This window comes from Paenibacillus turicensis (assembly GCF_050461185.1).
GTDB classification, from domain to species: Bacteria; Bacillota; Bacilli; order Paenibacillales; family Paenibacillaceae; genus Fontibacillus; species Fontibacillus turicensis_A.
This window is the reverse complement of the sequence record NZ_JBCMOR010000011.1, coordinates 29289-43304: the sequence shown is the minus strand read 5'-3', so window position 1 is coordinate 43304 and position 14016 is coordinate 29289. Positions and strand designations below refer to the sequence as shown.

The 14016-nt window shown below is 41.5% G+C and carries 10 protein-coding genes and 1 other annotated feature; all 10 genes read left to right on the top strand.

All coding sequences use genetic code 11. The features are described 5' to 3' along the window. Positions 1 to 4: 4 nt before the first annotated feature. The 10 genes from rplA (at position 5) to fusA (ending at position 13910) form a co-directional block, all read left to right on the top strand. Complete coding sequence (gene rplA, locus ABE099_RS16045; protein ID WP_430032102.1) at positions 5 to 697, top strand: 50S ribosomal protein L1; 693 nt, start codon at positions 5 to 7, stop codon at positions 695 to 697. 81 nt (positions 698 to 778) lie between these two features. Next, positions 779 to 928: a sequence feature (ribosomal protein L10 leader region), on the top strand. A 32-nt stretch (positions 929 to 960) separates the two neighbouring features. Beyond that, positions 961 to 1464, top strand: a complete 504-nt coding sequence (gene rplJ / locus ABE099_RS16040) for a 50S ribosomal protein L10 (RefSeq protein ID WP_210091027.1) — start codon at positions 961 to 963, stop codon at positions 1462 to 1464. A gap of 54 nt (positions 1465 to 1518) precedes the next feature. Beyond that, complete coding sequence (rplL, locus tag ABE099_RS16035; protein ID WP_210091026.1) at positions 1519 to 1881, top strand: 50S ribosomal protein L7/L12; 363 nt, start codon at positions 1519 to 1521, stop codon at positions 1879 to 1881. Between the two features lie 90 nt (positions 1882 to 1971). Next, on the top strand, positions 1972 to 2571 hold the full coding sequence (locus tag ABE099_RS16030) for a class I SAM-dependent methyltransferase (RefSeq protein ID WP_430032101.1): 600 nt from the start codon (positions 1972 to 1974) through the stop codon (positions 2569 to 2571). Positions 2572 to 2945: 374 nt separating this feature from the next. After that, positions 2946 to 6491: a DNA-directed RNA polymerase subunit beta gene (gene rpoB / locus ABE099_RS16025; protein ID WP_430032100.1), complete on the top strand. Its 3546-nt coding sequence runs from the start codon at positions 2946 to 2948 to the stop codon at positions 6489 to 6491. 118 nt (positions 6492 to 6609) lie between these two features. Next, positions 6610 to 10224, top strand: coding sequence for a DNA-directed RNA polymerase subunit beta' (gene rpoC, locus ABE099_RS16020; protein WP_430032099.1), 3615 nt, complete (start codon positions 6610 to 6612; stop codon positions 10222 to 10224). A 234-nt stretch (positions 10225 to 10458) separates the two neighbouring features. Further along, positions 10459 to 10710, top strand: coding sequence for a ribosomal L7Ae/L30e/S12e/Gadd45 family protein (locus ABE099_RS16015; protein ID WP_210091022.1), 252 nt, complete (start codon positions 10459 to 10461; stop codon positions 10708 to 10710). Between the two features lie 136 nt (positions 10711 to 10846). Beyond that, a complete protein-coding gene (gene rpsL / locus ABE099_RS16010) occupies positions 10847 to 11269 on the top strand; it encodes a 30S ribosomal protein S12 (RefSeq protein ID WP_210091021.1) in 423 nt (140 codons plus the stop codon). A 47-nt stretch (positions 11270 to 11316) separates the two neighbouring features. Continuing rightward, positions 11317 to 11787, top strand: a complete 471-nt coding sequence (gene rpsG / locus ABE099_RS16005; protein WP_210091020.1) for a 30S ribosomal protein S7 — start codon at positions 11317 to 11319, stop codon at positions 11785 to 11787. 47 nt (positions 11788 to 11834) lie between these two features. After that, positions 11835 to 13910, top strand: a complete 2076-nt coding sequence (fusA, locus tag ABE099_RS16000; RefSeq protein WP_430032098.1) for an elongation factor G — start codon at positions 11835 to 11837, stop codon at positions 13908 to 13910. Positions 13911 to 14016 lie beyond the last annotated feature (106 nt).

Here is a 14016-nt window from a genome sequence, read left to right as displayed (position 1 = left end):
TAACATGGCTAAACATGGTAAAAAATATCTTGAAGCTTCTAAGCTGATTGATAGCGAAGCAACATATGAGCCTTCAGAAGCTGTTGAGCTTGTGAAGAAAGCTGCGACTGCAAAGTTCGACGAAACCGTTGAAGCTGCAGTTCGTTTGGGTGTAGACCCTCGTAAACAAGACCAAGCTGTTCGTGGCGTAGTAGTATTGCCACACGGTACTGGTAAAACACAACGTGTATTGGTATTTGCTAAAGGTGAGAAGATCAAAGAAGCGGAAGCTGCTGGTGCAGATTACGTTGGCGACCAAGACATGATTAACAAAATCCAACAAGGCTGGTTCGAATTCGATGTCTGCGTAGCAACACCGGATATGATGAGCGAAGTTGGTAAATTGGGACGTTTGCTTGGTGGTAAAGGTTTAATGCCTAACCCTAAAGCAGGCACAGTAACGTTTGACGTTGCTAAAGCTGTCCAAGAAATTAAAGCGGGTAAAATTGAGTACCGTCTTGACAAAGCTGGTCAAATTCATGCGCCAATCGGTAAAGTTTCCTTTACTGCTGAGCAATTGAACGATAACCTTAAAGCTCTTATTGATGCTTTAAATCGTGCTAAACCAGCTGCTGCTAAGGGTGTTTACTTGAAAAACATCGCAATTTCTTCGACGATGGGACCAAGTGCTCGTGTTAACACTGCTTCTTACAGATAATTAATCTTTTATATATAATAGATTGCTTGACAATAATATTGTTTATTGTTATTCTGTAATAGTTGTTTTTAACGTGGGATATAAATTTGAATATGCTTACCGTAGACAGTAGGTGCCATCATAGGCTTAATTTCCTGCCGAGGTGTTATGATAGAATCTTTCATGCAGGACTTCTGCACATGATGATCATCAAGCCTTCGTACATTCTGCGGAGGCTTTTTTAATGGAAATGGCCCGGAAAATCTATCAGGAGGTGTACAAGTTTGGCAAACGCAAAAGTAATTCAAGCGAAACAAGAAGCGGTTGATGTAGTTACAGCTAAATTACGCGAAAGTGTAACCACTGTTGTTGCTGATTATCGTGGACTTAACGTTGCTCAAGTAACGGAATTGCGTAAACAGCTTCGTGAAGCTGGAATCGAATTCCAAGTATTGAAAAACTCACTCGTTCGTCGTGCTACAGCGGCTGCAGAACTTTCTGAATTGGATTCAGTTTTAACTGGTCCTACAGCAATTGCATTCAGTAAAGAAGATGCAGTAGCACCTGCTAAAATTCTTAGTGACTTCGCTAAGAAAAACGACGCACTTGAAATTAAAGGTGGCGTGGTTGAAGGCCAAGTAGTTGGCGTAGACCAAATCAATGCACTTGCTGCATTGCCATCACGCGAAGGTTTGCTATCCATGCTACTCAGCGTACTTCAAGCTCCAGTTCGCAACTTCGCTTTGGCAGTCAAAGCTGTTGCAGACAAAGAAGAAGCAAGCGCGTAAAACTTTACGCAGTGTAATTTAAACTAATAAACTAATATATATGGAGGTTCAACCATGAGTAAAGAATCTATCTTAGAAGAAATTAAAGGCATGACAGTTCTTGAATTAAACGATCTTGTAAAAGCAATCGAAGAGGAATTTGGCGTTACTGCAGCAGCTCCAGTAGTTGTAGCAGGTGGCGGTGCTGGTGAAGCAGCTGCTGAGCAATCCGAATTCGACGTAATCTTGACTAACGCTGGTGCTTCCAAAATCAACGTTATCAAAGTGGTTCGCGAAATCACTGGTCTTGGCTTGAAAGAAGCAAAAGACTTGGTAGACAACGCTCCAAAACCATTGAAAGAAAAAGTAAGCAAAGAAGATGCAGAAGCTGTAAAAGCAAAATTAGAAGAAGCAGGCGCAACTGTAGAAGTGAAGTAATTTCACTTTCTAATTTTTCAGATAAACCCCTTGAACTTGTTTCAAGGGGTTTGTTGTATAATGATGCTTTTTAGGAGAAAGGAGAGGAAAATGTCAGATCATTATTATACTTCTAATCCCAGTACGCCTCATCAGCGTAAATCATTAGCTGTTACCATAGGTGGTCATACTTTAACTTTAAATAGTGATGCAGGAGTTTTTTCAAAAAATGGTGTGGACTATGGTAGTAAGGTTTTAATTGAAGCTATGCAAATTCAAGATCAGGATGAAGTGCTTGATGTTGGCTGTGGATATGGTCCCATTGGATTGATTGCTGCGAAGAAGGCTACCAACGGACATGTGACGATGATTGATGTAAACGGTAGAGCGATTGAACTAGCCAAGGAAAATGCTATTGCTAATGGAATAAGTAATGTAACTATTTTGGAAAGTGATTTATTTGCTGCTTTAACAGAGGGGCCAAAATTTGATGTGGTATTAACTAATCCACCTATACGTGCAGGAAAAGCAGTTGTACATGCTATATTTGAAGGAGCATATGATAGATTAAAGCAAGGTGGGGCATTGTGGATTGTTATCCAGAAGAAACAAGGTGCACCATCAGCAAAAGCAAAGCTTGAGGAATTGTTTGGGGTTGTTGAAGAAATTACGAAGGACAAAGGGTATCGAATTTTTAAAGCAATAAAATAAAGTGTTAGTTATACAAGATGTAATTGATTATAAATAATAGAAATAAATATTGACTATTGTTAATGAATATGATATTCTTATAAAATGTCAGTATTAGGATGGCCTTCGTAGCTTTAGTTGACTGAAATGTCAAGAGTTTACGTAGATGATGGATAAAATTGTATCGTTTGACGTATAATAAAAACATTTTGGGTAAATCTAGTGAATACGAAGACATCAGGCAGGAAAACACAGATAATGGTGCTCTTTTTTCGATCGTATTCGATAAGGGCTTTTCTTTATTTGTGGAAGCAACCGTCTTGAACCTATTATATAGGTACAAACACGAGTTCGCAATAAATTTTTAGTGAGTAGACATGAGGGGTGAGTTAAAGTTGGCAGGACATCTTGTTCAATATGGTCGACGCACTCGGCGAAGTTATGCGCGAATTAACGAGGTACTCGAAATTCCAAACCTGATTGAAATCCAACAGAAATCATATGAGTGGTTTTTGGATGAAGGACTTCGGGAGATGTTTCAGGACATTTCGCCGATTCAGGACTTTACAGGTAACTTAATTTTGGAATTTATCGATTACAGCCTAGGCGAACCAAAGTATACAGTGGACGACGCGAAAGAACGCGACGTAACTTATGCAGCACCGCTTCGGGTCAAAGTCCGGCTCATTAATAAAGAAACCGGCGAAGTTAAAGAGCAAGAAGTATTTATGGGAGATTTCCCGTTGATGACGGAAACCGGCACCTTCATTATTAATGGTGCGGAGCGAGTTATTGTCAGCCAGTTGGTGCGCTCTCCTAGCGTCTATTTCAGTACCAAGGTCGATAAGAATGCTAAAAAAACGTACACTGCTACTGTAATTCCAAACCGTGGAGCATGGTTGGAGCTTGAAACTGATGCGAAGGACATTGTATATGTTCGTATTGATCGCACTCGTAAAATTCCAGTAACTGTGTTGCTGCGTGCACTTGGATTTGGTACAGATGCAGAAATTCTGGACTTGCTCGGAAACGATGAATATATTCGCAACACCTTAGATAAGGATAACACGGATTCAACAGAGAAGGCTTTGATTGAAATCTATGAACGTCTTCGTCCTGGTGAGCCGCCAACACTTGATAATGCGAAGAGCTTGCTAGTTGCAAGATTCTTTGATCCTAAGCGTTATGACTTAGCGAATGTTGGACGTTACAAAGTAAACAAAAAGCTTCATATTAAAAATCGTTTGTTCAATCAACGTCTTGCAGAAAGCTTGATTGATACAACGACAGGTGAAATTATTGCTGAAGCAGGCCAAATGGTAGACCGTCGTTTGTTGGATGAGATTTTACCTTATTTGGAAAATGGCGTAGGCTTTAAAAACTATCACGTTGCTAACGGTGTATTGGATGTTGCTGATGTGCCTTTGCAAACTGTTGATGTGTTCTCACCAATTGAGGATGGTAAAGTAGTTAAGGTCATTGCAAACTGCAACATTGATAAAGCGGTGAAGCATATTACCCCTGCTGATATCATTTCCTCGATCAGTTACTTCTTGAACTTGCTACATGGTATTGGTAGCACAGACGATATTGACCACTTAGGTAACCGTCGTTTGCGTTCAGTTGGTGAATTGCTACAAAACCAATTTAGAATTGGTTTGTCTCGTATGGAACGTGTTGTTCGTGAAAGAATGTCAATTCAAGATGCTAATATTATTACGCCACAAGCGTTGATTAATATTCGTCCTGTAATTGCATCCATTAAAGAGTTCTTTGGTAGCTCTCAGTTGTCTCAGTTTATGGATCAGACAAACCCTCTTGCAGAGCTTACGCACAAACGTCGTTTATCTGCATTGGGACCTGGTGGTTTGACGCGGGAGCGTGCGGGCTTTGAAGTTCGTGACGTTCACCACTCTCACTATGGTCGTATGTGTCCAATCGAGACGCCGGAAGGTCCGAACATCGGTTTGATTAACTCCTTGTCTACATTTGCTCGTATTAACGAATATGGATTTATTGAAGCGCCATATCGTTGGGTAGATCCGAAGACAGCGAAAGTAACTGACCAAATCTCTTATGTAACTGCGGATGAAGAAGATAACTACATCATCGCTCAGGCGAACGCAATTCTTAATGAAGATGGTTCTTTCCAAGACGAGAACGTTATCGTTCGTTACAACAAACAATCTGATAACATTTTGACGATGCCTAGTGATCGTGTGGATTATATGGACGTATCGCCAAAACAGGTTGTGTCTGTTGCAACAGCGCTTATCCCGTTCTTGGAAAACGATGACTCTAACCGTGCGCTCATGGGATCCAACATGCAACGTCAGGCTGTTCCATTGCTTATTCCGAAGGCACCACTTGTTGGTACTGGGATGGAGCATAAAGCAGCAAAAGACTCAGGTGTATGTATTGTATCCAAATATGATGGAATTATTGAACGTTCAGCAGCTAATGAAATTTGGTTGCGTCGTGTAGAAGTTATTGATGGCAAGGAAGTTAAAGGCGACCTTGTTAAACATAAATTGCATAAATTCATGCGTTCTAACCAAGGAACATGCATCAACCAACGCCCAATTGTTAAACGTGGTCAAGTCATTAAAAAAGGTGATATTTTGGCTGACGGTCCTTCCACTGAAATGGGAGAATTAGCACTTGGACGTAACGTGGTTGTAGCCTTTATGACTTGGGAAGGTTATAACTATGAGGATGCGATTCTTCTTAGTGAAAAGCTAGTGAAGGAAGATGTGTATACATCTATTCACATTGAAGAATATGAATCCGAAGCTCGTGACACGAAGCTTGGACCTGAGGAAATTACTCGTGATATTCCTAACGTTGGTGAAGAGGCGCTTCGCAACTTGGATGAGCGTGGTATTATCCGTATCGGTGCTGAGATTGCGGCTGGTGACATCTTAGTAGGTAAAGTAACACCTAAGGGTGTAACTGAATTAACTGCTGAAGAACGTCTACTTCATGCGATTTTTGGTGAAAAAGCTCGTGAAGTACGTGATACTTCATTACGTGTGCCACATGGTACAGATGGTATCGTTGTTGATGTTAAGGTATTTACACGTGAAAATGGCGATGAACTGCCACCAGGCGTTAACCAATTGGTACGTGTATATATCGCTCAAAAACGTAAAATCTCCGAAGGGGATAAAATGGCAGGACGTCACGGTAATAAAGGGGTAGTTGCTCGTATTTTACCTGAAGAAGACATGCCATTTATGCCAGATGGTACACCTGTACAGGTTGTACTTAACCCACTAGGGGTTCCATCACGTATGAACATCGGTCAGGTATTGGAAGTCCACCTTGGTATGGCTGCTCTTCGTCTTGGTATTCATGTAGCAACACCTGTATTTGATGGTGCGAATGAATACGACGTATTTGACACGATGGAAGAAGCAGGTATGCAACGTAACGGTAAAACGATTCTTTACGATGGCCGTACAGGTGATGCGTTTGAACGTGAAGTTACCGTTGGTGTCATGCACATGATCAAGTTGGCGCACATGGTTGATGATAAAATCCATGCTCGTTCCACTGGTCCTTACTCACTCGTTACGCAACAGCCACTTGGAGGTAAAGCTCAATTTGGTGGTCAGCGCTTTGGGGAGATGGAAGTGTGGGCACTTGAAGCTTATGGTGCAGCTTATACTCTACAAGAAATCCTTACTGTTAAATCCGATGACGTTGTTGGTCGGGTGAAAACGTATGAATCGATTGTGAAGGGTGAAAATGTACCAGAGCCTGGTGTGCCTGAATCCTTTAAGGTATTAATCAAAGAACTTCAAAGCTTAGGACTTGATGTTAAAATCTTGAGCGAAGATGAGCAAGAGATCGAGATGAAGGAAATTGATGATGAGGATGACGTGGCTGGAGATAAGCTTAGTCTAAACCTTGAAGGTGCAGAGGTTGGCGCGGAATAACATATTTAGGAAGCTTTCTATCGTATAGAAGGCTTCCTGATATTGTTCATAGATTAGAGTTTTTTAATGCTTTGTATAAATGTTTTAATATCAGGACTTGGTTAAGGAGGGGTGCTCCTTGTTGGACGTCAACAACTTCGAGTTTATGAAAATTGGGCTTGCTTCCCCAGATAAGATTCGTTCGTGGTCCCGCGGAGAGGTTAAAAAGCCAGAAACGATTAACTATCGTACGCTTAAACCCGAAAAAGAAGGTTTATTCTGCGAGAAAATTTTTGGACCAACAAAAGACTGGGAATGTCATTGCGGTAAATACAAACGTGTTCGTTACAAAGGTGTAGTCTGTGACCGATGCGGAGTAGAAGTTACAAGAGCAAAAGTTCGTCGTGAACGTATGGGGCATATTGAGCTTGCAGCTCCTGTGTCACATATTTGGTATTTCAAAGGTATTCCTAGCCGGATGGGGTTGGCACTTGACATGTCACCACGTTCGCTCGAAGAGATCATTTACTTTGCTTCTTATGTAGTAACTGATCCAGGTGAAACTCCGCTTGAGAAGAAGCAACTTCTTTCTGAGAAAGAATACCGTAGCTACCGTGAAAAATATGGTTATGGATTCCAAGCAGGCATGGGTGCGGAAGCAGTGAAAAAATTGCTTCAAGATATCGATGTTGAAAAAGAATTGGAATTCTTAAAGGAAGAACTGCGCACAGCTCAAGGGCAACGTCGTAATCGCGCAATTAAGAGATTGGAAGTTATTGAGGCATTCCGCAACTCAGGTAATGAGCCTGAATGGATGATTCTTGATGTACTCCCAGTCATTCCGCCAGAGCTTCGTCCGATGGTTCAATTGGATGGTGGTCGTTTTGCAACCTCTGACTTAAATGATCTATACCGTCGTGTTATTAACCGTAATAACCGTCTGAAAAGATTGCTTGATCTAGGTGCACCTGACATTATCGTTCAAAACGAAAAACGTATGCTTCAAGAAGCAGTGGATGCTTTGATTGATAACGGTCGTCGTGGTCGTCCTGTAACAGGGCCGGGTAACCGTCCGTTAAAATCACTTAGCCACATGCTAAAAGGTAAACAAGGTCGTTTCCGTCAGAACTTACTAGGTAAACGTGTTGACTATTCTGGTCGTTCCGTTATCGTTGTAGGTCCTTACTTGAAAATGTACCAATGTGGTTTGCCAAAGGATATGGCACTAGAATTGTTTAAGCCTTTCGTTATGAAAGAGCTTGTAAATAAAGGTTTAGCACACAACATTAAGAGTGCAAAACGTAAAGTTGAACGTGTTAGCCCAGAAGTATGGGATGTACTGGAAGAAGTAATTAAGGAACACCCAGTATTGCTTAACCGTGCACCTACACTTCACCGTTTGGGTATTCAAGCGTTCGAACCTATTCTTGTTGAAGGAAAAGCGATTCGTCTTCACCCATTAGTATGTACAGCGTATAACGCTGACTTTGATGGTGACCAAATGGCGGTTCACGTACCTTTATCTGCGGAAGCACAAGCTGAAGCACGTATTTTGATGTTGGCATCAGGTAACATTCTTAACCCTAAGGATGGTAAACCGGTTGTTACGCCTTCACAGGATATGGTCCTTGGTTCTTACTACTTGACGATGGACAATAAAGAAGCTAAAGGTTCTGGTTTGATTTTGCGTACAGTTCATGAAGCATTTTCTGCATACCAACGTGGCGTAGCATCTCTTCATGCACGTGTAGCAATTCCTGCTAAAGCTGTGAACAAAACAGGCTTTACACCTGAACAACAAGAATCAATGTTAGTAACAACAATCGGTAAATTGATCTTTAATGATATTTTCCCTGAAACATTCCCATACATTAATGAACCTACAAGAGCAAACTTGTTCTATGGTACACCAGATCATTATTTCATCCATGAAAAGGGTGCGAATATTGCTGAACGTATGGACGCTGTTCCACAAATGGGCGGTGTAGGGAAAGAGTATTTAGGTGAAATTATCGGACGTTGCTTTGAAATTTATCATACAACTGAAACTTCAGTTATCCTTGATAGAATCAAACAAACCGGCTTCACTTATTCCACACGTGCTGGTGTAAGTATTGCGGTATCTGATGTTATCGTACCAGACGAAAAACAAGGTATTCTTCATGAGTCTGATGAGAAGGTTAGAGTGGTTACGAACCAATATCGTCGTGGTTTGATTACTAATGAAGAACGTTATGACCGTGTTATCGCAATCTGGTCTAAGACAAAGGATCAAATTACTGATGTTTTGATGAAATCCATGGATCGCTACAACTCCATCATGCTGATGGTAGACTCCAAAGCACGGGGTAACAAATCTCAGATTACTCAGCTTGGTGGTATGCGTGGATTGATGGCGAACCCATCAGGTCGTATCATTGAGTTGCCGATCAAGTCTAACTTCCGTGAAGGTCTGACTGTATTGGAATACTTCTTATCTACGCACGGTGCGCGTAAAGGTTTGGCGGATACTGCACTTCGTACCGCTGACTCAGGTTACTTGACTCGTCGTCTCGTAGACGTAGCGCAAGATGTAATTGTGCGTGAAGAGGATTGCGGAACAGATAAAGGCTTTACAGTTGAGGTTATTCAAGACGGTAAGGAAGTAATCGAGGGCTTGTACGATCGTATTGAAGGACGTTATTCATTCGAAAGAGTGAAGCATCCTGAAACAGGTGAAATTATCGTTCAACGTAATGAGCTGATTGATTCTGATAAGGCTCATGCTATCGTGAATGCTGGCGTAGCCAAATTGCAAATTCGTTCCGTACTTAGCTGCCGTGCTCGTCATGGTGTCTGCAAAAAATGTTACGGTCGTAACCTTGCAACAGGTAAACATGTTGAGATTGGGGAAGCAGTTGGGATTATCGCTGCACAATCTATCGGTGAACCAGGAACACAGCTTACAATGCGTACGTTCCATACCGGTGGTGTTGCGGGTGACGATATTACCCAAGGTTTGCCGCGTATCGTCGAAATGTTTGAAGCTCGTAACCCGAAAGGTCAAGCGACTATCTCTGAAATCGATGGTGTCGTAAAAGAAATTCGCGAAGCAAAAGATCGTCGTGAGGTTGAAGTACAAGGTGAAGCTGAAACTAAGGTTTACTCTGTTACTTATGGTTCACGTCTACGTGTTAGCGAAGGCCAAGAGATTGAAGCTGGGGACGAACTAACAGACGGTTCAATTGATCCAAAAGAAATTTTGCGTATCAAAGGGATTCGTGGAGTACAAAACTATATTCTTCAAGAGGTTCAACGTGTATATCGTAACCAAGGTGTAGAAATTAATGATAAACACATTGAAGTTATGGTAAGACAAATGTTGCGTAAAATCCGTATTGTTGATGCGGGCGATACTACTCTCTTGCCAGGTTCATTTGTTGACCTATACGAATATGAAAGAGCAAATAAAGAAGCAATTCTTTCAGATCGCGAACCAGCAGTTGCTAAACCTGTATTGCTTGGTATTACGAAAGCTTCCTTGGAAACAGACTCATTCTTGTCTGCAGCATCATTCCAAGAAACAACTCGTGTCCTTACAGATGCAGCAATTAAAGGTAAAGTCGATAAGTTGCTCGGCTTGAAAGAAAATGTTATTATCGGTAAGCTGATTCCTGCCGGAACAGGTATGAATCGTTATCGTAGCATTCAGTTTGAAGAGCCAGAACAAGATGAGACAACTGAAGAAGGTTTAGAGCCAGTTTCAGTTGATTAATAGATAATAATGCGGCAGCATCCTCCTTGGAATAGGGAAATGCTGCCGTTTATTATTACTTATTGTGGCTTGTTCCCTCACTCCTTTTAAAGAGCATATTACAGCTTGGGTATTTTTCGGAAAATTTGTTCCTTTATAAAGGAAAATTTGCTTGACATGCCTAAGTTAAAAGTGATACTATGTCATAGTGCGTGAGAAGGTAGAGAAATCCCTGTACTTTGGAGGACGTATCGTATGTCTAATGAAAAAGCTTTACAGGATGCTCATGTCAAAGTCGGTGCTAAACAAACGCTACGTGCGATTGCTTTAGGACAGGCGAAAGAAGTTTATATAGCTGAAGATGCAGATCCGCGAATTACATCCAAGATCATTGCACTGTGTCATGAGAAATCGATAAAGATTACTTATGTAGATACAATGGCTAATCTCGGTAAAGCTTGCGGGATACAAGTAGGCGCTGCGATGGTTAGTATTGTAACACCGTAGAGAAAAATGTTTTTATTAAAGGTGAGCCTTTGATAAAGACTTTTCATTTGTTCTTTTATGAACCGCCTGGGTCTGTGGGCTTGAAGTAAAGAACGTAAAATAAGTTTTAACTATTGAGGAAGGGGGTGGCAACAACATGCCAACTATTAACCAATTAGTGCGCAAGGGACGCCAGGATAAAGTGTACAAATCCAAATCACCAGCTTTGCAAAGAGGGTTTAACGCTCTTAAACGTGAAGCAACTGAATTGAAATCTCCGCAAAAACGTGGAGTATGTACACGTGTAGGTACTATGACTCCTAAGAAACCGAACTCAGCACTTCGTAAATATGCTCGTGTTCGTTTGACGAACCGTGTAGAGGTGACTGCTTACATTCCAGGTATCGGTCATAACCTTCAAGAGCACAGTGTTGTATTGATTCGCGGAGGTCGTGTAAAGGACCTTCCAGGGGTACGTTACCATATCGTACGCGGAGCTTTAGATACTGCTGGAGTTAACAACCGTATGCAAGCTCGTTCTAAATACGGTGCTAAACGTCCAAAAGCTAAAAAATCATAAGATATAAAATCTTAACAAAATGAACTATTACTGAAAGGGGGATAACAATGCCACGCAAAGGTCCTGTTACAAAAAGAGACGTATTGCCTGATCCGGTGTATAACAGCAAACTTGTTACTCGCTTGATCAACCGCATTATGCTTGATGGTAAACGCGGTGTTGCACAAAGCATCCTTTATAATGCATTTAAATTGATTCAAGAACGTACGGGTAATGATCCGATGGAAGTGTTTGAAACTGCAATCAAGAACATTATGCCTGTATTGGAAGTTAAAGCACGTCGTGTTGGTGGTGCGAACTACCAAGTGCCGATCGAAGTTAAACCTGAAAGACGTACAGCACTAGGCTTACGTTGGTTGGTTAACTATTCACGTTCTCGTGGAGAGAAAACAATGGAAGAACGTTTGGCTGCTGAGATTATCGATGCATCCAATAACACTGGTGCTTCTGTTAAGAAACGTGAAGATACGCACAAAATGGCTGAAGCAAACAAAGCGTTTGCACACTATCGTTGGTAGGATTCAGCTTAATTCCATAAGAATTATTTCGAAGGGAGACTTTATTTATGGCTAGAGAGTTTTCCTTGAATAATACACGTAACATCGGTATCATGGCGCACATTGATGCTGGTAAGACTACTACCACAGAACGTATTTTGTTCTATACAGGTCGTACGCACAAAATCGGTGAGGTTCACGAGGGTGCTGCTACAATGGACTGGATGGAGCAAGAGCAAGAGCGCGGAATCACAATTACATCCGCTGCTACTACGGCTGCTTGGAAGGGTCACCGCGTTAATATCATTGATACCCCAGGGCACGTTGACTTCACTGTTGAAGTTGAACGTTCCTTGCGTGTGTTGGACGGGGCAGTAGGCGTATTTAGTGCAAAAGAGGGCGTTGAACCTCAGTCTGAAACTGTATGGAGACAGGCTGATAAGTATCATGTACCTCGTATTGCATACGTCAACAAAATGGATATTATCGGTGCTGACTACCTAAACGTTGTAAAAGATATGCGTGAGCGTCTACAAGCAAATGCTGTAGCGATTCAATTGCCAATCGGTGCTGAAAATGATTTCTTAGGAATCATTGACATCGTTGAACAAAAAGCATATATGTACAAAGATGATTTAGGACAAAACATCGAAGAAACAGAAGTGCCTGCTGAATTTGCTGCGCAAGTTGAAGAACTTCGTAATGAATTAGTAGAAAAGGTTGCAGAACTTGATGAAGAATTGACAATGAAATATCTCGAAGGAGAAGAAATCACTGTCGCTGAACTAAAAGCAGCACTTCGTAAAGGTGTTGTTGAAGTTAAGATCTTCCCTGTAATCTGTGGATCTTCTTACCGTAACAAAGGGGTTCAACTTATGTTGGACGCGGTTATTGATTACTTGCCAGCTCCTACAGACGTAGCAAGCATCCAAGGTCACTTGGAAGATGGTACTGAAGTAGAGAAGCACTCTTCTGATGAAGAGCCATTCGCTGCTTTGGCATTTAAAATCATGACAGACCCTTATGTTGGTAAACTAACATTCTTCCGCGTATATTCCGGTGTTCTTCAATCCGGTTCTTACGTATTGAATGCTACAAAAAACAAACGCGAACGTATCGGTCGTATCCTTCAAATGCATGCGAACAGCCGTCAAGAAATCACTGAAGTTTACGCTGGTGATATTGCGGCAGCAGTAGGTTTGAAAGATACAGGAACAGGTGATACACTATGTGATGAGAAGGCTCCAGTTATTCTTGAATCCATGAACTTCCCTGATCCAGTTATCGAGATCGCTGTTGAACCTAAAACTAAAGCGGACCAAGACAAAATGTCTGTTGCGCTTGGTAAATTAACAGAAGAAGACCCTACACTTCGTGCTCATACTGACGAAGAAACTGGACAAACTATTTTGGCTGGTATGGGTGAACTTCACCTTGATATCATCATCGACCGTATGCGTCGTGAATTCAAGGTAGACACTAACGTGGGTAAACCACAAGTTGCTTACCGTGAAACATTCAAGGTGCCTGCACGCGTTGAAGGTAAATTTGTTCGCCAATCTGGTGGTCGTGGTCAATATGGTCACGTTTGGGTTGAATTTGAACCTCTTGAACCAGGTACTGGTAACCAATTCGATAGCAAAATTGTCGGTGGTTCTGTTCCTAGAGAATATATTGGGCCAGCACAACAAGGTATCGAAGAAGCAATGAAAAATGGTGTTCTTGCAGGATTCCCACTCGTGGACGTTAAAGCTACCATCGTTGATGGTTCTTACCATGATGTTGACTCCAGTGAAATGGCGTTTAAAATTGCTGGTTCCATGGCGCTCAAAGCTGCTAAGGACAAATGTGGAGCTTGCCTTCTTGAGCCAATCATGAAGGTAGAAGTTACTGCACCTGAAGAGTACATGGGTGATATCATGGGTATGTTGAACTCCCGTCGTGGACGTATTGAAGGTATGGATTCTCGTGGTGGTGCTCAAATCATCCGTGCTAAAGTACCTCTCTCTGAAATGTTCGGTTATTCAACTACACTTCGTTCTGGTACACAAGGTCGCGGTGTGTTCTCAATGGAACTTTCTCATTATGAAGAAGTACCAAGAAGCATCTCCGAAGAAATTGTTTCCAAAATCAAAGGTGAGTAATTAATTAAGTAAGTGTTTAATTGCTAGTTAGAAGACTTCTATATATTATAGTTGCTCTTCTAATTGGCTTAAATATTATTTCCTAATTTAAGGAGGAATTGTTTAA

Excerpts from the sequence above, each read along its gene's own strand:
- ABE099_RS16030 (WP_430032101.1), top strand. The coding sequence starts at position 1,972 with ATGTCAGATCATTATTATACTTCTAATCCCAGTACGCCTCATCAGCGT.
- rplA (WP_430032102.1), top strand. The coding sequence starts at position 5 with ATGGCTAAACATGGTAAAAAATATCTTGAAGCTTCTAAGCTGATTGAT.
- rplL (WP_210091026.1), top strand. The coding sequence starts at position 1,519 with ATGAGTAAAGAATCTATCTTAGAAGAAATTAAAGGCATGACAGTTCTT.
- rpsG (WP_210091020.1), top strand. The coding sequence starts at position 11,317 with ATGCCACGCAAAGGTCCTGTTACAAAAAGAGACGTATTGCCTGATCCG.
- fusA (WP_430032098.1), top strand. The coding sequence starts at position 11,835 with ATGGCTAGAGAGTTTTCCTTGAATAATACACGTAACATCGGTATCATG.
- ABE099_RS16015 (WP_210091022.1), top strand. The coding sequence starts at position 10,459 with ATGTCTAATGAAAAAGCTTTACAGGATGCTCATGTCAAAGTCGGTGCT.
- rpsL (WP_210091021.1), top strand. The coding sequence starts at position 10,847 with ATGCCAACTATTAACCAATTAGTGCGCAAGGGACGCCAGGATAAAGTG.